The organism is Corallococcus sp. AS-1-12 (genome assembly GCF_020036995.1).
Taxonomy (GTDB): Bacteria; Myxococcota; Myxococcia; order Myxococcales; family Myxococcaceae; genus Corallococcus.
Window position 1 is genome coordinate 90533 of the sequence record NZ_JAIQDD010000024.1, and the last position, 18828, is coordinate 109360.

At 69.3% G+C, this 18828-nt stretch carries 17 protein-coding genes; 4 read left to right on the top strand and 13 right to left on the bottom strand.

Annotated features, from left to right (window positions below):
- Nucleotides 1-7: 7 nt before the first annotated feature.
- Nucleotides 8-1189, bottom strand: a complete 1182-nt coding sequence (locus tag K8556_RS29305) for a bifunctional methionine sulfoxide reductase B/A protein (RefSeq protein WP_223743419.1) — start codon at nt 1187-1189, stop codon at nt 8-10.
- 196 nt (nt 1190-1385) lie between these two features.
- Between K8556_RS29305 and K8556_RS29310 the strand changes: the two genes are divergently transcribed.
- On the top strand, nt 1386-1721 hold the full coding sequence (locus tag K8556_RS29310; protein ID WP_223743420.1) for a hypothetical protein: 336 nt from the start codon (nt 1386-1388) through the stop codon (nt 1719-1721).
- Between the two features lie 18 nt (nt 1722-1739).
- On the opposite strand, the gene K8556_RS29315 is transcribed toward K8556_RS29310, so the two are convergent.
- Nucleotides 1740-3245 (bottom strand): FG-GAP-like repeat-containing protein, encoded by a 1506-nt coding sequence (locus tag K8556_RS29315; RefSeq protein ID WP_223743421.1) that lies wholly within the window; start codon nt 3243-3245, stop codon nt 1740-1742.
- Nucleotides 3246-3580: 335 nt separating this feature from the next.
- Here K8556_RS29315 and K8556_RS29320 point away from each other — a divergent pair, with 335 nt between their 5' ends.
- Nucleotides 3581-4297: a class I SAM-dependent methyltransferase gene (locus K8556_RS29320; protein ID WP_223743422.1), complete on the top strand. Its 717-nt coding sequence runs from the start codon at nt 3581-3583 to the stop codon at nt 4295-4297.
- A 44-nt stretch (nt 4298-4341) separates the two neighbouring features.
- Entirely contained in the window at nt 4342-4626 is a 285-nt protein-coding gene (locus K8556_RS29325; protein ID WP_223743423.1) for a hypothetical protein, read from the top strand.
- A 104-nt stretch (nt 4627-4730) separates the two neighbouring features.
- Here the strand turns inward: K8556_RS29325 and K8556_RS29330 are convergent, their stop codons facing one another.
- The 11 genes from K8556_RS29330 to K8556_RS29380 form a co-directional block, all read right to left on the bottom strand.
- A complete protein-coding gene (locus K8556_RS29330; RefSeq protein ID WP_223743424.1) occupies nt 4731-5264 on the bottom strand; it encodes a hypothetical protein in 534 nt (177 codons plus the stop codon).
- Nucleotides 5261-6601: an AAA family ATPase gene (locus tag K8556_RS29335; protein WP_223743425.1), complete on the bottom strand. Its 1341-nt coding sequence runs from the start codon at nt 6599-6601 to the stop codon at nt 5261-5263. Before K8556_RS29335 ends, K8556_RS29330 begins: the two co-directional genes overlap by 4 nt.
- 67 nt (nt 6602-6668) lie before the next feature.
- Complete coding sequence (locus tag K8556_RS29340; protein WP_223743426.1) at nt 6669-7169, bottom strand: hypothetical protein; 501 nt, start codon at nt 7167-7169, stop codon at nt 6669-6671.
- 11 nt (nt 7170-7180) lie between these two features.
- Entirely contained in the window at nt 7181-8101 is a 921-nt protein-coding gene (locus K8556_RS29345; protein ID WP_223743427.1) for a DUF2381 family protein, read from the bottom strand.
- 145 nt (nt 8102-8246) lie between these two features.
- Nucleotides 8247-9785 carry a hypothetical protein gene (locus tag K8556_RS29350; protein WP_223743428.1) on the bottom strand — a complete coding sequence of 513 codons (1539 nt, stop codon included), beginning with the start codon at nt 9783-9785 and terminating at the stop codon, nt 8247-8249.
- A 12-nt stretch (nt 9786-9797) separates the two neighbouring features.
- A complete protein-coding gene (locus tag K8556_RS29355; RefSeq protein WP_223743429.1) occupies nt 9798-10457 on the bottom strand; it encodes a hypothetical protein in 660 nt (219 codons plus the stop codon).
- Nucleotides 10447-11874 carry a hypothetical protein gene (locus K8556_RS29360; RefSeq protein WP_223743430.1) on the bottom strand — a complete coding sequence of 476 codons (1428 nt, stop codon included), beginning with the start codon at nt 11872-11874 and terminating at the stop codon, nt 10447-10449. Before K8556_RS29360 ends, K8556_RS29355 begins: the two co-directional genes overlap by 11 nt.
- A gap of 84 nt (nt 11875-11958) precedes the next feature.
- Nucleotides 11959-13095 (bottom strand): AAA family ATPase, encoded by a 1137-nt coding sequence (locus K8556_RS29365; protein ID WP_223743431.1) that lies wholly within the window; start codon nt 13093-13095, stop codon nt 11959-11961.
- 75 nt (nt 13096-13170) lie between these two features.
- Nucleotides 13171-14025: a family 16 glycosylhydrolase gene (locus tag K8556_RS29370; protein ID WP_223743432.1), complete on the bottom strand. Its 855-nt coding sequence runs from the start codon at nt 14023-14025 to the stop codon at nt 13171-13173.
- Between the two features lie 24 nt (nt 14026-14049).
- Complete coding sequence (locus K8556_RS29375) at nt 14050-14796, bottom strand: Type 1 glutamine amidotransferase-like domain-containing protein (protein WP_223743433.1); 747 nt, start codon at nt 14794-14796, stop codon at nt 14050-14052.
- 10 nt (nt 14797-14806) lie between these two features.
- The gene (locus tag K8556_RS29380) at nt 14807-16123 is read right to left on the bottom strand and encodes a family 16 glycosylhydrolase (RefSeq protein ID WP_223743434.1); all 1317 of its coding nucleotides are present in this window, start codon (nt 16121-16123) and stop codon (nt 14807-14809) included.
- Nucleotides 16124-16239: 116 nt separating this feature from the next.
- On the opposite strand from K8556_RS29380, the gene K8556_RS29385 reads away from it, so the two are divergent.
- Nucleotides 16240-18801, top strand: coding sequence for a LamG domain-containing protein (locus K8556_RS29385; protein ID WP_223743435.1), 2562 nt, complete (start codon nt 16240-16242; stop codon nt 18799-18801).
- Nucleotides 18802-18828: the final 27 nt, after the last annotated feature.

The window sequence follows — 18828 nt, forward strand, 5'->3', positions numbered from 1 at the left end:
CGCGCCGTCAGTCGCGCAGGTAGTGGCAGGTGTAGCCGCCGGGGTTCTTCACCAGGTAGTCCTGGTGGTAGCCCTCGGCGGGCACCCACTCGCCGGCGGCGGTGATTTGCGTGACGACGGGCCGGGGCCACCTGCCGGACTTGTCCACGCGGGCCTTCACCGCCTCCGCGGTCCGGCGCTGTTCGTCCGACAGGTAGAAGATGGCGGAGCGGTACTGCGAGCCCACGTCGTTGCCCTGGCGGTTGAGCGTCGTCGGGTCGTGCATGCGGAAGAACCACTGCTCCAGCAGCGCCTCGTACGTCAGCAGCTTCGGGTTGAAGACGACGCGCACGGCCTCCGCGTGCCCCGTCTCCCCGGTGTGCACGTCCTCGTAGGTAGCGCCCTTCTTCGCGCCGCCCGTGTAGCCGACCTCCGTGTCGATGACGCCCGGAATCTTGCGGAGGATGTCCTCCATGCCCCAGAAGCACCCGCCCGCCAGGTACGCCGTCTCGCGCGAGGCCTGCGTGGGGGCCGTGGCCTTCGCCAGCACGGTGGCGCCCGCGGCGGGGGCGAGCGCGCCCTGGGGCTCGCTCGGGGCCGCGCGGCCGAAGGCGGGCAGCCACGCGCCGTAGCCCTTCGCGGCCAGCTCGTTCACGGGGATGAAGCGCAGCGACGCGGAGTTGATGCAGTAGCGCAGGCCGGTGGGCTCGGGGCCGTCCTCGAAGACGTGGCCCAGGTGCGAGTCGCCGTCCTTCGAGCGCACCTCCACGCGCTCCATGCCCAGGGTGCTGTCGCGCTTCTCCACCACGTGGGCCTTGTCCAGGGGGCGGGTGAAGCTGGGCCAGCCGGTGCCGGACTCGAACTTGTCGCGCGAGGAGAACAGCGGCTCGCCGCTGACGACGTCGACGTAGAGCCCCTCCTCGTGGTTGTTCCAGTACGCGTTGCGGAAGGGAGGCTCGGTGGCCTCGTGCTGCGTCACCTGGTAGGCCAGGGGGGACAGGGTGCGCTTCAGCTCCGCGTCGGACGGCTTCGTGTACGCGCGGCCGTCCTGCACGGGCGCGGACGCGGTGGCCGCGGGCTTGCCGCCGGGCGGGGCGCCACGCGCCTCGGTGCACGCGCTCAGGGCGGTGGCCAGCACCAGCACGGCGGGCCACAGCCGGCGCGCCAGCGACAGGCGGGGGGAAGATGACACTGCTCGGGCGGACGACATGGGTCGTGAAGCCTCCGGGCGCCGTCAGAAGAGTGGGCGCCACCTCAACGTACGCGCGACGCCCGAGCGCGGTTACAGCGGAGGGATGCAGACCTGCCAGCCGGGCGGGCCTCTCCGTGGCGCGCTGGAGGGACGGGCAGTGGCCGGCGGGGGGCTGGAAGGGCTACGGTTTCAGGCACGGACCGGGAGGGAGCCGATGAGCCGGGCACGCGGGCCGCGAGGTCCAATCGGGCGGGTGACGGGCATCTCGCGCGCGGAGGGCGCCAACGTCATCCTTCGCATCCGGGCCCTCCAGGGCGTGGAGGGCGCCGCGCCGGTGGCGGAGCGCAGCGCGCCCCAGCGCTCCTTCGCGGAGGTGATGGAGCGCCACGCGCAGGGGCTGAACACCAGTGAGCCCCTGCCGTTTCCCGTGGCCCCCAAGCCCCTGCCGCAACCCGTGCGCGGTCACGAAGACGAGGAGCTGATGACCGCGGAGCCCGCCCCCGACACCTTCGTCGGGCTCATGTGGTCCAAGCTGAAGCGCTCGCGCTGAAGCGCTCTATCCGGACCGCTACCACCACGTCGCGGCGAGCCCTCCCAGGGACACGTAGTCCTGGCTCGCGGCGTCGTTGGCGGAGTGAGGGTCGGCGGGGACGCTGAGCGTCCGCGTGGCGGTGATGCGGTAGGACAGGCCCACGCTGGAGCGCGGCAGCGGTGCGCTGAAGCGCAGGAGGGCGGTGTCGCCCACGGCCATCGGTCCCACCTCGCACTGGAGCGTGCCGGCGACCATGAGGCAGTCCCGGGTGCTGGCCAGGAGGCCCGGGGGCAGCGCCACGGTGATGACGGCCCGGGTCAGCGGATCCGGCCCGTGCTGCGTGACGGTGAGCGTGTAGTCGATGCGCGGCACGGACACCCCCGGCCTGGGGACGGCGGTGAGCGTCACCTCCACGTCCGCCGAGGCGGCGGCGCGCAGCACGGACACGTCATGGCTCCGGGTGTTGGCGGTGACGACGTCCGGCTTCAGGTCACCGTCGAGCAGACCCACCGCGACCGCCGCGGGGCCCTCGCCGGTGGGCAGGCGCGTGGGCGCGCCGAAGGCGCCGTGGCCCTGCCCGGGCAGCAGGGACACGGTGTCCTCGTTGAAGTTCGCGGTGATGAGGTCCAGCATCTCGTCGCCGTTGAAGTCGCCGGGCGCGACGAAGTACGGCCCGCCCTTCACCGGGAAGTCCGCGCGCGAAGGGAACGCGCCGGTGCCGGTGCCATGCAGCACGGACACGCTCTGGCCCCGGAAGTTCGCGGTGACGAGGTCCATCTTCCCGTCGCCGTCCACGTCCGCCACCGCGACGGAGTAGGGCGCGTTGCCCGTGGCGAAGTCCATGCGCTGCTGGAACGTCCCGTCCCCGTTGCCGAGCAGCACCGACACCGTGTCCACGAAGTTCGCGGTGATGAGGTCCATCTTCCCGTCGTGGTTGACGTCCCCCACCTTCACGGCGAAGGGGTTGGTGCCGGTGGTCACGTCCTTCTGGGACACGAACTGTCCAAAGCCCCGGTTCAGCAGCACCGACACGGAGTCATCGAGCGCGTTGGCCGTCACCACGTCCAGGCGGCCGTCGCCGTCCAGGTCGCCCACGTCCACGGCCGAGGGCTCCGCGCCCACCGAGTGGTCGGTCCGCGCCCCGAACGTCCCATCCCCGCGCCCCAGCAGCACGGACACCGTGCCCCCGAAGTGGCTGGTGACCGCGTCCAGGTGGCCATCCCCGTCGAAGTCCCCCACCGCGACCGCGCCGGGCAGCGCGCCGGTGGGCCGCTCCAGGCCGGGCGCGAACGTCCCGTCCCCCAGGCTGTGGAGCACGGACACGGTGCCCGCGGTGTGGTTGGCCGTGATGACGTCCAGGTGCCCGTCCTCGTCGAAGTCTCCCAGCGCCACGGCGCGCGGCCCCATCCCCGTGGGAGAGGCGCGAGGCGCGTCCAGCAGAGGCCGGGCCGGGCTGGCCGCCATCCGCGGCAGCGCCATGGCGACCAGCACCGCGACGCTGAACAGCATCACGCCCGCATGGGCCATTCGTGGGTGTCTCATGTCCATCCCCCTCTTCATTCACGATTCACGGCCCTGAACCGGCAAGGCCATATGAACGCGGTTTCCATGACATCCCCGCGCGGTGTCGAAGAAGTAAGAAGGGGGGCCGGGCGGGGCCATGTGTCCCGGGGGCGGGTGGGGTGACGGGCGGTGGACAGGGGCATGTCCCCGGAGGGACGGCTTGCGCGCGGGGTAGGCTGTGCCGCCCCATGCCCCTTCCGTCTGGAACCCTGTCTTTCCCCCGCCAGCCGTTGGTGGTCACCACGTCGGACCGGGTGGACGCACAGCTCGCACACCGTGCGCGGTGCGCGGCGGAGGAGGTGGGCGTTCCGTATGTGGAGCGTCACCACAAGCTGCCCCTGAAGAAGCTGCTCACCGACACGGCGGACGCGCTCGTCGTCTTCGAATCCACGGCGGTGTCGTTGGTGGACGCGGAAGGGACGCTGCGCTTCTCACCGGGCCTGGCGCACCTGCGCGTGAAGCAGTTGGACGCGGGCGTGAAGGAGGACCAGCTCCTGCGCGTCGCGGGGCTGCGCGAAGGAGAGCGCGTGCTGGACTGCACGCTGGGGCTGGGCGCGGATGCGCAGGTGGCGGCGAGGCTGGTGGGGCCTGGCGGCCACGTCACCGCGTTGGAGAAGAGTCCGGCGCTCTACCTGCTGGTGCGTCACGGGCTCGCGGGGCTGCCGCGCCACCCGGCCTCCTGCGCGGTGGATGTGGTGCACGCGGACGCGGCGGCGCGGCTGCGCACGCTGCCGGACGGCGCGTTCGACGTGGTGCTCTTCGACCCGATGTTCGAGCGCGAGCGCAAGTCCTCCGCCGCGTTCGAAGCGCTGCGCCGCCACGCTGACTACTCGCCGCTGACGCGCGAGACGGTGGACGAGGCCCGGCGTGTGGCACGCCGGCTGGTGGTGCTGAAGGGCTCGCGCTACTCGAAGGACTTCAAGAAGCTGGGCATCACCCCGGAGCCAGCCCGGCCCAACGCCACGGTGTTGTGGGCCCGACTGCCGGGCTCAGGCAATCCCGTTCATCCTGGTGAAGAAGGAACTCCCTGATAGCGTCCCGGGCCGCCGTGAATCACGACAACCGGGAGCGACACATGAAGACGCTGAAGCGGGGACTGTTGCTGGTGGGCTGCCTGCTGGGAACCGTGGGCTGTGGCGTGGAGGCGCCGGAGGAGGGCGCGCCGGCGCAGGAGGACACGCAGGAGGTGTCCGCGCAGGCCAGTTGCATCCCCGGTCAGACGCGCACCATCAAGGTGGGCTGCTGCACGCCGACGCTGGAGCGCCGGCAGAACCAGATCTGCACCAACTCGGCGGGCTCCTGGAGCAACTCCGGCTCCAGCTACTGTGGCGGTTCGACCCTGAACTGCTACGGCGGCTGATACGGGCTGGAGCCCGCCATCTGCGGACGAAGCGCCGGAACCTGTCCGACAGTCGGACAGGTTTCCCAAGGGGCCCGCCCGGCTCGAATCACGGATGGTAGGAGTTAACTGACGGCTCGTACCCTGGACAGTAGCTCCTCACGGAGATCCGCGATCCCCTTGAGGGGACACGTCACGAACCCGAGGCTGGCCCGAATCTTGTGCTTGCTGAGTTCCGCGCGGAACTGCTTCTGGAGGACTTGCTGGTCGGGAGGCGACTCGACACCTGACACGACCACCGCATGAATTCGATCAAGAGCGCACCGAGAATGGAGGTTCTTGGCGGTCAGAAGAATCCCTGCGGTGAGCTGCTCAACGGCTTTGCTGAAGTAGCTGCCGCGCTTGAGTTCGAAGAACAAGAGCCAAGGCTGGGCTCGCAGCTTGCGCCGGTAGAAGAACATCCCATCACAGATTGACGTCCCATCCGGTTCTTGGTGGCGGAGTTCGTCGTGCGGATCGTCCAACTGGAACAGGAGCACCGCCTCTTGCCCCTCGGGAGAGAGCTTCGCGCCGACATCGCTTTCCGAGAGCGAGTAGTCACCGGGCTGCAGTCCGTTCCAAAGGAGCCGATCAAAAGCGCCCCCCGCCGTCGTACTCATTCGCCCCCCTCTGTTGCGTCGAGCGCGGCATTGAAGATCTGGCTGAGCCGCTGGGTCACGGGCGCGAAGGTGCTCTTCGTGATGAGACCGGTCCCGGGATCCATCGCGTTCGTGACCTTCACCTCAGCGTCATCGGATGTTGTCTCGAAGGCGTAGACCGCGACCTTGTCCGCTGGCAGGAACGCATCGCGTGTCTTGAGTCGGAACTCATTGGCGAGTCTCGCTTGCTGTGCTTCGGGAGCGCGCCCCGCCTCAAGCAGGTTGTTGAGGTGATCGATGACGTAGGGACTGTGGGTTGTAAAGATGATTCGGATCCCGTGGTTGACCATGACCGCCATCAACTCGACGAGCGCGAGTTGTGCAACGGGATGGGCATTCATCTCCAACTCGTCGATGAGGAGGACGTCTCCGGGCGATGCGAGGGACCGGATGTAGTGCGCAAGCCCAGCCAGGGACCGGGAGAGGGAGGATGCCACGGAGATGGGAAGCTCCTGGCTGGCGCCGACCTCCAACACAAGACGCTCCTCACCTCTATCTCCCGTGAGATGGATGTTGCCCCCGGTAATGGGAGCGAGGAACGGCAATAGGACTTCTTTGAGGACGGACTCCCTCCGCGACGCTCCGCGCATTCGCCGCATAACGCCCAGGAAGTCCGTCATGGGATGCGGGAGCTCCAGATCGTCATCCCCCCCTTCAGCAGCCAGTAAGAGCCCGGCTCGCTCCGCAGGAAAGCAGAGCACGTTAAACAAGAGCTGCCTGAGTGGCCATGCACAGGCGTTTGTGAGCGTGTCCTCGTCCCAGTGCGTATTGGTTTGGGTACGCTTGATTGCCTTCTTGAGATTGTCGGTGAAGGTCCAGAACGACGTGATGCTGAGCAGGCCCGACTCGGGTTCGAGTTCAGCCACCACAGCGTCGTGCCGCGCTTGCAGTTCCTGGATGCCTAACGAAAGCTCGACTCGGGCATCCGGAGCAATGCCCGCGCTCTCGCCAAGAAGCGATGCAAGCTGATCCTGGTCCATCAAAGGCCCGAATGTTCCTTCCGGCCAGACGCCCAGTTCGTCGACACCCAGCGTCACAGCCGCCTTGGATGTTCCCTGGCTTGAGGCTTCGAAGAGAGGTTGAATGCGTTCACGAACTCTGGAGTAGAGCGGATCGGTCGTGCTGGCAGCCTGGATGCCCATGGTGTTCAAGCCTGTGGACACAGGCCACAGCAGTTCGAACAGTGCCCATGTCAACCAGGTCTTGTTCGTTCCGTTGTGCCCGCTGAAAACCGTCAGCGGCCGGATGTCGAGTTCGGCGTCCGTGATCCGACCGAGCTTGTGAACGGTGAGCTTCATGTGCTCGTCCTATCCCACGAGGAAAGGTCCATCGAGGCTGAATGCGTCCTGGTATTGCTGGAAGGCCTTATCGGAACTCGTTCACGATGTAGACGCCTGCTCTGGGGGAACCGAGCACCGCGGTTCCAGGCTTGGACTCCGGCATCTTCCGGAGTTGTCCGAGCCCGAGTCTCGCGACTGCGCAGATGGGGACCTGATCTCCTCCATCCAGGGGTTGGGCGGCGTAGTACCGGACCACGGCCTGCGGCCCGTCTGCCCAGACCCGGCCGTAGAGTCGGGCAGGTGCGTCAAGCGGGCCCAGGTTGTCTTCGAGGACGCTTTCGATGGGACCCGCGTACAGGGTGATGGGATAGGCGCGGGACTGGTTCGCGTCGAGTTGAACCCAGGCGGAGTCCCCCACGAACAGCCGCAGGTACTTCATCGCCTTGCGCGCTTCTTCGGGACATTCCTCGGGTCCCGGCGTGCCGTCGGAACGCAGGGCCACCTTGCCCGTCGCGGTGGCCGCGCAGTTAGGTGCCGTCAGGAGCAGGACCGCGCAGGCCAAGCGCGTGAACGTGCGGGATGCCATGACTCGCGCTCTTATCTCGTCAGGAGCGATGGATCTAGCTGGACGATCGCCTGCCTCAAACCGTCCTGCCGGTAGAGCTCAAGGAAAAGGCTCGTCAACACGCCTTCATTCTTGAAGGCACTGTTGTCCACGACAGCAGCCACCACGCCGGAGCCTCCGAGCGTGATTTCGCGTGTCGTGACGCGAATCGCGACCGCTCGAGCATGACCGCCGTCTTTGGTCACCAGACGTGCCGACTTCAGGCTCCAGGGCTTTTGAGAATGGGTGTTCTTGACCTTGAAGACGACCGCGACCTTTCCTTTCCCCTGGAACACCTGCGCATCCACCTCGCTCTCGTCATCCTTGCCGGAAAAGCGGTCCGCGAGCTTGAACGGGGTCTGCGCGATGGCCTCTGAAGCCAGCAGCGCCGCGAGCGCGTGGTCTTCGGAGACCTCTTCCTTTCGATAGCGTTCATTCTCCTCGGTCAGCGCGGAATTCTCCTTGAGCGCTCGGAGCAGCGCCGCGTGCATGCTCGCGTAGCTTTCTGGATCCTTGAACACGTCGACCTGCTGGTCCGCACCGTCTGATTGCTTCCAACCCGGGTGACGCAGGAGGAACGCCACCTCCGTCCCATCCACCAGCGTCACGATCAGGGGAATGCCTTCGTCGTCTGCGAGGTCATGGATCGGCTCCAGGACGACTTTGTTGCGGACCACCGCCAATGGTTCGAGGCGCCCCTCCCACCCGAGCAGCTTCGTCCTGTTGGTATCCACGGCCTTCTCGAACCGCAGCGTCGTGACCACCTGTCCCCGCACATAGACCCGGTGGGTGGCGTCGCTCGGATGCTCTGAGATCAGCAGGGGCCGAATGACCGGTTCGCCGTCTCGGGCTACTGCAGCGGTGGCCACAAACAGGCTGAGCAGGCCGGTCCGGAAGGATAGTGGGATTCGCATCGCATGGACAACCTAACAGTGCAGGTGTTCATTGAACAACCACTGAGGGCGGCTGAGCGCGCCGTAGGCCCCCTATCCGCGGACGAGGCGCCGAAAGCCTGTCCGACAGTCGGACAAGTTCTGGTGCAAGGCGCGGCTGGAGGCTTCATCCCCGCTTGAAGGCGCTCGCGTCCGGTAGACCGCTGCCGCTCAGGTCCGCGCCCATGGCGGTGAGGACGCCGGAGAAGATGTCCGGCTCGTTGGACGTCACCTTGCCTGGCTGGGGGGCGCCGGTGCGTGCGTCGAAGCCGTAGGTGAGGGTGGTGTTTGGATCCACGCCTCCCAGCACGGTGTTTCCCTTCACCATGGGCGACAGCAACAGGAAGCCATTGTTGAGGTCGTGGCCCGAACCGAACTCCGTGGCGCCGGAGGGGCGCGGGCGCGTGCGGCCGAACTCCGTGGCCACGTAGATGAGCGTGCGGTCCCACATGGATTCACCCGAGCCCGCGTCGAACGGCTCCGCCTTGAGCAGCGTGATCAACGAGTCCACCGTGGACAGGATGCGCGCCCACATGAAGGCCTGTCCTCCCCGGTGGTCGTTGTGGCTGATGTCGAACGCGAGCGGCGGATTGGCGATGCCGTTGGGCCCGCCCACCGCGACGTTGAAGTCCGGCCCCAATGTCACCGACACGGACACCCGGTACTTGAGCAGCAGGAACGCGAGCGCCGCCTGACCCTGCACGGGGTCCGTGAAGAAGCCGGGGAACACCTCGCGCAGCCGCGCCCCGTCCGGCGAGCTCTCCAGCCCGTATTTCGTCAGCGGAATGGAGGGCAGGTCCGGGAGGATGTTGAGCTTCGTGATGAGGTCCATCGCCTCCAGCTTCGGCTGCTGCACGCCTCGCTGTTCGCTCCAGCGCCTCAGCGCGCCGCTGTCCTGGAAGGTGCGGCCGAAGATGGACTTCTGGTCCAGGGCGTCCCGCGTGCTCCGCGCCAGCGTGAGGACGTCCTTCGACGGCGCTCCGGCGATGCCTCGCGAGCCATCCAGGCCCAGGGGCCACAGGGACGGGTTGACCACGGGCTCGCCGAAGCAGGACAGGGGCAGGCTGTCGTCGGTGCCTCGCTCGGCGTAGCCGCCCGTGCCCATGTTGACGTTGGGCAGCGGCATGCCTCCTCCCCACTGGAGCGCGACGGCCTCCTGGAGCGTGCGGCCCCGCCACGCGCCGTTGCCGGTCAGCGAGCGCTTCTGCGCGATGCCGTGGTTCACGGACGTGCCCACGGAGGTGGCCACGAGCATCTCGCTCGCGTGCTTCTTCACGAACGCCAACTGGTCGGTGTTGACCGGGATGTTGATGCTGCCCAGGCGCGAGTTGCTGTACTTCACCGCGCGGAAGGGACTGTCCGTCACGCCCTGCACCTGCGCGTCCGGGAACGTGTTGAGCGCGGCGGCGTTGGCGGACTCGGACTGGCGGACCGCGAGGAAGCTGTCCACGATGGACGCGCCCCCCGCCGCCCCGATGACGATGAGGAACTTCGGCTTGCCGTCGAGCGCGTCGCGCTTGCGGCCCAGCTTCTCCAGGGACTCGGGCGTCTGGAGCGAGTCCCGGCAGCCGGAGAGGAAGGGCGCGAGCGTGGTGCCCGCCGCGCAGAGTGACAGTGCCCGCAGCAACTCCCGGCGCGACAGCCGGCCCGTGGTCTTGAGGGTCATGGGGAGGGTTCCTCAGTAGAAGACGGCTTCGGCGGAAGAGAAGACGGCGAGACACACGGCCTGCATCCACGCGACACCCGGCGTGGCGGCGCCCGTGGCCTGCACCTCGTCGTAAAGGCGCACCAGCGTGTCCCGCTCGTCCCGGGTCGGGTCCCGCAGCCACGCGCGGCGCACCAGGGAGGTCACCGCCGTGGCGACCGCAGGGCTCGCGGCGTCCGCCAGCTTGCCGTCCGTGGTGAGGACCACGTCCTTGAACACCACCCCGGCGGCGGGCGTGTTCACGTCCAGCGCGATGCGCGCGTTGCAGGCGGAGAGCACGGTGCGCTCCACGGCGATGGGCGTGGTGGCGCCCGTGACGGGGGCGGTCTCGTAGACGCTGTGCTGGTAGGGGTCCACGCCGCCCAGCGCCACGCCGTGCACGGTCTGGCAGGGGTACTGGCCCAGCTCGTTGCACACGGAAGACGCGGGCAGCTCCAGCGCCTGGGCCAGGTCGAGCGACAGGCGCTCGGGGCCCTTGAAGCGCAGGTTTCCCTTCTGGGACTTCGCGACGCCGCCGTCCCATCCAGGCGTCACCCCGGGGTTCGCGTCCGGTCCCAGGTCGACGGCGGTGGGAATCTTGTCGGAGCAGCCCGTGAGCAAGAGACAGGTCAACAGCAGGCGTTCAGGGCGCACCGTAGGCCTCCGTGCGGATGAGGTCGTGAAGCATCTTCTGCACGCGGTACGCGTGCGTCGTGCGGAAGGCCTGCCAGGTGCGGACGAACTCCTCGTTCTCCTCCGGCAGGGGCGCGTGGCCGACGAGCAGCTTCCAGTAGTCCGTGACGGTGGAGATGGCGAAGGCGTCGCTGTTGGCGGCGACCCGGGCCCACTCCGTGAGGTTGTTCACGGGCTGGCCCAGGATGACGCCCTGCTCGGGCGTGTTCTTCAGCGTGGCCACTTCGTTGGGGAACAGCAGCTCCAGCCGGTTGGGGATGTAGCGGTTGGGCTGCCCGCCCAGGCCGTTGTAGTTGCGGTACGGGTACGACAGCGGATCCAACGTCGCGTGGCACGCGGCGCATTGGGGTGCCTGGACGCCCTTGGCGTCGTAGTCGCGCGGCTCGTTGGGGACGCTGTGCAGGCCCTCCTGCCTCGCGATGTCCAGGCCCAGGTACGCGCGGTACATCTGCGACGCGGCGTTGCGCGGCAGCGCGGTGAACATGACGAAGGAGGTCAGCGTCCACGCGCTCGTCATGTTGCCGGCGCGGCGCGAGGCCTCCACGAACTGGGAGGACAGGCTGTTGGTGGCCGTGTACGTGGTGGGGCCCGAGCCCGAGCGCTTCACGTAGAAGCTGGCGGTGAGCACGTCGCGCGCGTCGTGGTCGTCCGTCTGGGACCAGGTGAAGAGGGCGTAGTCGTCGTAGTAGTCCGCCAACGGGATGATGCCCGCGTCCTCGCCGGACTTGATGGAGCCGACGGGGCGGATCTTGGGGTGGGCCACCTTCCAGAGCTGCCCGTGCTTGCCGCGCCAGAAGTCGGACTGGAGGCAGCGGTCCAGCTCCTGGTCGATGAAGGCGCGCTGCTTCTCCTCGCTGCCCAACTCCAGGAAGGTGACCCCCTGGGCGTAGGTGGGGGACGTGCCGCAGAAGTCGCTGAGCATGCGGCGGTACGCGAAGCGCGGGTCGTACTGGCAGACCTTGAACTGGGGGTTCTCTCCGCCGCCGCAGATGCCGCTGGGCGGGACGCTGGTGGCGTCACCGGGCAGCGAGCCCTGCTCGACCTCGAACTGGTTGGGGGCGCCGTCGCCGTCGGTGTCCTCGGTGGCGATGGCGCGCAGCGCGGCGGGGAGGGCGGCGGCGAAGTCCGCGTCGGAGAGCGGGCGCGGCCTGCCGGGGGCGAGGTGCGGCTCCAGCGCGGCGCCGTAGCCGTTCCGCTGGGGCGGGGCCACATGGCAGTACGTGCAGGCGGGCTGGGTGCCCTGGCAGGCGGGCGCGGTGGGGTACTCGGCGCAGAAGGTGCCGGGGCCCGGGGGCATGGCCACGGCCGGGGTCGCGAACCCGAGCAGCAGCAGCCCGGGCAGCAGCCATCGGCTCGGGGTGGGGGAGGGGAGGGGCACGCGGGCTCCGGGGACGGGTGCTGCTGTACGGACACACCAACCCGGAGAATCAGAAAAGGTTTCGGAGCCTCGTGCGCGCCGGCTTCACCACGGCCGCCGCTCGATGAGGTGGCGCGCCTCGGGCGAGGGGGCGAGGAAGGACACGGGGGCACCCGCGACGCGCTCGAGTTCCTCCAGGTGATGACGGGCCGCGTCGGTGAGCTGGTCGAAGCGCCGTGCGTTCCAGTTGCTCCGGGTCAGCTCCCCCGTGAGTGTGACGGCCAGGTCCGTGGGGGCGTTGAGGGTGGCTGCTTCGCGCAGCCGCACCCAGTCGAACGCGAGGCCTTCCGAGCGGCACGCCAGGACGACCCGCCGCACCCGCCCCGGCGCGATGCCCAGCGCCTGGATGCAGCCGCTGGCGGAGGGACCTGCGCTTTCAATCAGCACGCGGTGCCCCCGGGCGAAGGCGTCCTCCAGTTCCTCGCGTGAGGGACTCGGGTCTGGCCCGTCCATTCGAAACAGCACGGCGTAGTGAGGCGCGAGCTGCGCCATGAGGGGACGCGGGTCCACGCCGTCATGGGCCCCTGGGACCACGAGGTCCACGAGCCGTTCACCCGTCCGTCCATAAAGACCGAGCCGGCTGGCCACCCGCACGAGCACCGCGTCGGGCGGTGTCCGCGCCGTGTCGACCACGAGCTCCGCCGCCGAGGCCAGCGCGTGCACCGCGCGTTCCGCGGGATGCGCCCAGGCCGCCTCGAAGCTGTCCTGATACGCCGCGCACCGATGTTCCTCGCAGGGCCCGGCCACTTCGACAGGGGATGGCGCTTCGTGCTCGTGCATGGCGCGCGAGCGCCGCTCCGCGTAGCGCAAGGCCTGCGTCGGCTCGGGCGTGTCCAGATGGACGTGCACGACGCGAAGCCCCGGGCTTCCTCGCAGGCCGTCCAACTGGGCCTCACTGCTCGCGGCATCCACGATGAGCAGCCTGGACGTTCGGCCAGAGGCGCCCGGCCCGTGTGCATGCAGGGCGGTGAGCACTCCCTCCGCCAGCCAGCGCCCACCCGTCTCGCGGTCCAGCGCGAGGCTCCGGTCCTGGTGCGAGCGCCGGGAATCCGCACCGCCGTGCTTCCGCAGGAAATCCTCCGAGTGGAGATGCAGCGCGCCGAACCGCCGCGCGAGCCCCTGCGCGAGGGTCGTCTTCCCCGCGCCGATGGGCCCCGATACCACCACCACCGTGACCGCCATGGCTTGTTCCTCCCGAGGAGGAACACCCTAGGAACCCGGTCGCGGTGCGAACCATCCCCCGTTGGAGGGAGGGCCTCAGCGCTTCTGTGAGACGCGCACCCAGTCCACTTCCATGGTCTGCGGCGTGTCGCGCAGCAGGTCCGCGGTGGCCTGCGGCACGCCGAAGTACGGCTCCTTCGTCTTGTTCACTCCCTCCGGGTAGCCGCCGCCCACCGCGAAGTTGAAGATGATGAAGAGGGGCTTGTCGTAGGCCCACGCGCCGTGGCGCTCCACCTCCTCGCGCGTGGACGTCTTCACGCGCTCCCCGTCGATGTACCAGTGGATGGCCTCCGGGGAGGTCTCCACGCTGTACTCGTGCCAGTCGCTCACCGGCGTGCGCGGGAAGAAGCGGCCGTTGATGGGCGTGTCGCCGCTGTAGCCCGGCCCATGCAACGCGACGGACACCCAGTCGCCGTAACCGACGTTCTCCATGATGTCGAGCTCCCCACACGCCGGCCACCCCGCCGTGTGGATGTCATGGCCCAGCATCCAGAACGCCGGCCACAGGCCCACGCCCACCGGCAGCTTGATGCGCGCCTCGACGCGGCCGTGCTTGAACTCCCGCTTGCCCGCGCTCTCCACCCGGCCCGACGTGAACGGATACCCGTTGGCCGTCCGCATCCGCGCCGTGAGCTTCAACGTGCCGCCGCTCACCGACACGTTGTCCGGTGACGCCGTGTACTGCTGCTGCTCGTTGTTCACGTGCACGTCGGTCTGGATGCGCCAGTTGCTTGGGTCCACCCGCGTGCCGTCGAACTCGTCACTCCACACCTGGACCCAGCCGCCCTCCGCGCCCGCCACCGCTTCCGAGCGCTTCGGCGCCCCCGCGCACGCCGTCAGCCCCGCCACCAGCGCCCACGCCGTCACCGCCCTGTACGTGCTCGTCGCCATCGTCGTTCCTCGAAAGGGGGCCCGCTACTGGAGCGTCCGCCGGTCCACCGGCGCTTCGGGGGACTCGCCCCGGTACGGCGTGGCCGGTGGCATGAGCAGCGATTCGTGCAGCCGCCCCTCCACGTCCACCGTCACGTCCACCACGGTCTGCCGCACCGGCTCCACGCTCCCGTCCGCGTGCAGGAGCACGCCGCCTCCGCGCGGGATGCCCAGCCCCCGCGTGGGCAGCCCCATGCGCCGCACGGCGAGCTTGAGGCCGGGCCACTCGGAGGGCTCGTGCACGCCGATGAGGTAGGGCACCAGGCCCAGCACCGGGAAGGGCTCGCCTTCGCCGGGCAGGTCCTCGCACCACGCGCCCAGGCCCAGGTGCATGGCCCCGGCGGACACGCCCATCAGCACGGCGCCGGCCTGGTGCCGCTCGCGCAGGAGGCCGTCCACGCCGTGGGCCTGAAACGCGTCCCAGCCCACGCGCGGGTCTCCGCCCGCCAGGAGGATGACGTCGGCGTCCTTCAGCCACGCCAGGTCCTCGCCGGACGGCGCGGCCGGGATGCTCCGGCAGCGCGTGATGCCAATGCCCTCCATGGCCGCGACGAAGATGTCGAAGAACGCCGGCTCGTCGCCGTTGGACGCGCCCAGGTACGCGGCCTTCACCGGCGGCACGCGCAGCTCCGCGCCGGTGTGCACACGCACGTAGTCCAGGAAGGGGCGCCCCTCCACGCGCCAGAACAGCGGAGCGCTGTCAGCCAGCAGGAGGAGGGGCGGGAGCGTCATGCCCTTCAGCCTACCGCCACTGGTAGGCGCGCACCCAGTCCACTTCCATGGTCTGCGGCGCGTTGCGCACCAGGTCCACCGTGGACTGCGGCACGCCGTAGTACGGCGTGGAGGCGCCATTCACGCCGAAGGGATAGCCGCCGCCCACCGCGAGGTTGAGGATGATGAAGAGGGGCTTGTCGTACGCCCACGCGCCGTAGCGCTGCACCTCGGTGCGCGTGGTGGTCTTCACCAGCACCCCGTCGATGTACCACTTGATGTCCGAGGACGAGTACTCCGTGCGGTACACGTGCCAGTTGCTCACGCTGGACGACGGGTAGAAGCGGCCGTTGATGGGCGTGTTGCCGCTGTAGCCCGGACCGTGCAGCGCCCCGGACACCCAGTCGCCGTAGCCGACGTTCTCCATGATGTCGAGCTCCCCGCACGCGGGCCAGCCCACGGAGTTGATGTCATTGCCCAGCATCCAGAACGCCGGCCACAGGCCCGCGCCCACCGGCAGCTTGATGCGCGCCTCGATGCGGCCGTGGCTGAACTCGCGCTTGCCCGCGCTCTCCAGCCGGCCGGAGGTGAACGGGTAGCCGTTGTTCCACTGCAGGCGCGCGGTGAGCTTCAGCGTGCCGTTGCTCACGGAGATGTTGTCGCTGGAGTTCGTGTACTGCTGCTGCTCGCTGTTCACGTGCACGGTCGTGTTGGGCGTCCAGTTGGCCGTGTTGACGCTGGTGCCGTCGAACTCGTCGCTCCAGATCTGCACCCAGCGGTCCTCGGCCCCGCCCACGACGCCAAAGGAGAACGACTCCCAGCAGCCGGCCGTGGCGCGGTTGGCGTACAGCGGTGCGCTGGCGCCCTGGTTCACGTCCGCGGACACGTACTGCCCGGTGCTCTTGGCGCGCAGGCCCACGCTGCCGTCCGGGAAGGGCACCCAGGTGAAGCGCTCCCAGTCGCCCACCGCCGTGCGGAAGCCCGTCACCTGGCCGCCCGCGTTCGGATCCGCGGACACGTACAGGCCCGTCTCCACCACGCGCAGCGAGATGAAGTCATTGCCCGCGTCCGCCACCTGGAACTGCTCCCACCCCTGCGCGCTGTCCCGGTTGGCGACGAGCGGCGCGGTGGTCCCCAGGTTCCGGTCCGCCGACACGAACTTCTGCGTCGCGCACGCCTTCAGCCACACCGTCTGCCCCACCGGCGCCGCCGTGGCGGACTGCTCCCGCTCCGCCACCACCGGCGTCGTCAGCGTCGCGTCCTGCGCGGGCGCGGCGCCCCCACCACAGGCCGTCAACCCCAGCACCGCCGCCAGCGCCCACAGCGTCTCTCCGGCTCTCGTCGCCATCGTCTTCCTCAAGAGGTGTGTCCGGCCCCGACAGGGAGCGGGAACCCGCCCCCCTTAGACCGGGGAGGGTAGAATGGCTTAGCCTTATTTCCATGCAAAAGTCACTTAGTGGGGCCATGGGTGTGATGCTCGGGATGGGGCTCGCGGGCATGCCCGTGGGGGTGTTCGCGGAGGGCCGGCCGTCGCTGGTGAACACGCGCATCGGGACGCCCTTCGGGGCGAACGGGCACTCGTCCACGGTGGACGGGCGCATCTTCGTGGGCAACATCGGCGAGGACCACGCGACCACGACGACCACGTGGATTGCCCGCGTGTTCCGCCCGGAGGCGGTGACGTACGACGCGGCCGGCAAGCCGTCGTTCGCGGGGGCCTTCTCCGCGGGCAAGACGACGACCGTGCGCAACGGGGAGAACGCGCTGGCGTTCTGCTTCACGAACCCCGCCCAGCCCTACGCGCTGTCGAGCGGCGTGGCGGTGTACCAGCCGTTCCTCTTCGACTCGATGATGTTCAACGGGGACAACGTCTTCCGGCGGCGCACCACGGACCTCCGCGTGTCCCAGCCCTTCACGACGGCGGCGGACATCGCGTCGTTCGCCACCGGTCCGCTGGAGACGCTGCGCACCGTCACCGGCGCCACGATTCGCGGCATCGAGCCCACGATGACGTCCGACGGCCGGCTGCTCATCTACCAGGGCGCGCCCGCGAACACCGGCGGCATCGACCACATGATGTACGCGTACAACCCCACGCCGTGCGCGGCCACGGGCTGGAGCAATCCGCGCCCGCTGTCGATGATGTTCAACGACCCGAACGCGGGCGTGAAGCGCTACCCGCTGGCGTGGAAGCGGCTGAAGGCGGCGACGGGCGAGGACTTCGGCGACACGGCCTCCGGCGCGCTCGTGCGCGGCGCCTACGCGTGGGTGGACCACGAGGGCCGCAACCTCCTCTACATCGCCGTCACGTACACGGACGGCGCGAGGCGCGAGGCGGTGAGCCTGGTGGGCGCGGACACCAACTGGACCGCGTACCACATCGACGGGGCCATCAACACGGACCGCATGGACATCGCGCACCTCTTCTATTCGGGGCCCATGTGGAACTTCGAGCAGGAGCGCCTGCCGTCACAGAGCTTCCCGCCCGGGCAGAGCAACGCCGCGCACTACCTGCCTGTCACGAAGACGCACGACGTGCTGGCCCTCTTCGGCAGCAACACCGCGGACTACAACGAGGTGGACCTGGGCGAGCTGATGGACCCCTTCCACCTGCTCTTCCTGCCCATGAACGAGCTGGTCACTCGCGCGGGCGCGTATGACCTGACGCGCACGCCGGACCTGTCCGGCCGCTTCTTCACCGGCACGCTGGTGGGGGGCGCGTCCATCTCGCCGGGCAACGCGCTGACGCGCTCGTCGCCGGACTCGCTGTGGCAGCCGCACGGCAAGGGCAAGGCGCTGGTGGTGCCCGGCGGGAGCGCGCTCGCGGTGAACCTGGCGGACCCGTCCGGCACGGTGCCCGGCGTGGGCGCGTTCGTGCGCGGCCTGTCGGTGGAGTTCGCGGTGCGGCCGGACGCGGACATCCAGCAGGGGTGCACCACCGGCAATCCCTACCGCTACCTGATGCAGAAGGCGGGCGGGCTGGACATCATCCACGAGGCCAGCAATCAGGTGCAGTTCTCCCTGGTCGTCAACGGCCAGCGCGTGCGGCTGGGCGGCAGCCCGGTGCTGCCGGTGGGGCAGTGGAGCCACCTGGCCTATACGTGGGACGGCACCACCGGCGTCTTCCAGGAGTACCTCAACGGCGTGCCCACGAAGCGCGCGCTGCCCGTCGCGCCGGGGACGGCCCGGCTGGGCGCGGGGACGCTCTACATCGGCGCGGGCGCGAACCTGGACACGCAGCGCTGCCCGGCGAACGGCGAGGGCTCGTTCCGGGGCGCCATCGACGAGGTGCGCATCTTCACGCACGCGCGCTCCAACCGGAGCATCTGCATGACCGCGCACGGCGCCAACTGCCGTGAGGAGGCCATCCAGCACACGCCCTCCGCGGGCCAGTTCGTGATGAGCGCCCAGGCGCCCGCGTGCACGGGCACCGGCGCGCTGAACTCGGCGGCGTGCCTGTCCGCGATGCACCGGGCCTGCGCGCAGCGGGGCGCGGGCGACGCGCTGGCGAACAGCACCAACACCTGGGACACGATTGTCCAGCTCGTCAGCAACCGCCCGCCCATCTCGTTGGCGGGCGTGCCGGTGGCGTCCACGGCCACGGACCTGACGGTGGCGTGCGCGCCCATCCAGCATGAGAGCGTGGCCGTGACGTTCGAGGAGCTGGCGCGCATCCACTCGGGCTGCACCGACGAGCGGGGCGTGACGAGCACCCACTGCACCGCGGCGGCGCACCGCTTCTGCAACAGCCAGGGCTGGACGACGGGGCAGGTGTTCGAGGTGACGTCCCGGCCGTGGGTGGGCTGCTTCAACTCCGGGCTCCAGACGGACGTGGAGAAGTCCGTCCTGGGGCCGGTGTCCAGCCTGGGGGACTACACCGCCCCGGGGTCGCGCCTGGAGGTGAGCCAGTGGTGCCGCGCGCAGGGCTACGGCGCTGGCGTCGTGCAGGAGATCCCCAGCGCCACCAAGGCCCACGTGCACTGCTTCCAGCCGGCCGTGACGGCGCCGTGGCGGTACCTGCCGTAAGGGCCCGAGGGGGTGGAATCAGACAGG

Bases quoted from the DNA above. Each gene is read 5' to 3' on its own strand.
- K8556_RS29305 (WP_223743419.1), bottom strand. From the start codon at position 1,189: ATGTCGTCCGCCCGAGCAGTGTCATCTTCCCCCCGCCTGTCGCTGGCG.
- K8556_RS29310 (WP_223743420.1), top strand. From the start codon at position 1,386: ATGAGCCGGGCACGCGGGCCGCGAGGTCCAATCGGGCGGGTGACGGGC.
- K8556_RS29315 (WP_223743421.1), bottom strand. From the start codon at position 3,245: ATGAGACACCCACGAATGGCCCATGCGGGCGTGATGCTGTTCAGCGTC.
- K8556_RS29325 (WP_223743423.1), top strand. From the start codon at position 4,342: ATGAAGACGCTGAAGCGGGGACTGTTGCTGGTGGGCTGCCTGCTGGGA.
- K8556_RS29330 (WP_223743424.1), bottom strand. From the start codon at position 5,264: ATGAGTACGACGGCGGGGGGCGCTTTTGATCGGCTCCTTTGGAACGGA.
- K8556_RS29335 (WP_223743425.1), bottom strand. From the start codon at position 6,601: ATGAAGCTCACCGTTCACAAGCTCGGTCGGATCACGGACGCCGAACTC.
- K8556_RS29340 (WP_223743426.1), bottom strand. From the start codon at position 7,169: ATGGCATCCCGCACGTTCACGCGCTTGGCCTGCGCGGTCCTGCTCCTG.
- K8556_RS29345 (WP_223743427.1), bottom strand. From the start codon at position 8,101: ATGCGAATCCCACTATCCTTCCGGACCGGCCTGCTCAGCCTGTTTGTG.
- K8556_RS29350 (WP_223743428.1), bottom strand. From the start codon at position 9,785: ATGACCCTCAAGACCACGGGCCGGCTGTCGCGCCGGGAGTTGCTGCGG.
- K8556_RS29365 (WP_223743431.1), bottom strand. From the start codon at position 13,095: ATGGCGGTCACGGTGGTGGTGGTATCGGGGCCCATCGGCGCGGGGAAG.
- K8556_RS29370 (WP_223743432.1), bottom strand. From the start codon at position 14,025: ATGGCGACGAGCACGTACAGGGCGGTGACGGCGTGGGCGCTGGTGGCG.
- K8556_RS29375 (WP_223743433.1), bottom strand. From the start codon at position 14,796: ATGACGCTCCCGCCCCTCCTCCTGCTGGCTGACAGCGCTCCGCTGTTC.
- K8556_RS29380 (WP_223743434.1), bottom strand. From the start codon at position 16,123: ATGGCGACGAGAGCCGGAGAGACGCTGTGGGCGCTGGCGGCGGTGCTG.
- K8556_RS29385 (WP_223743435.1), top strand. From the start codon at position 16,240: ATGGGTGTGATGCTCGGGATGGGGCTCGCGGGCATGCCCGTGGGGGTG.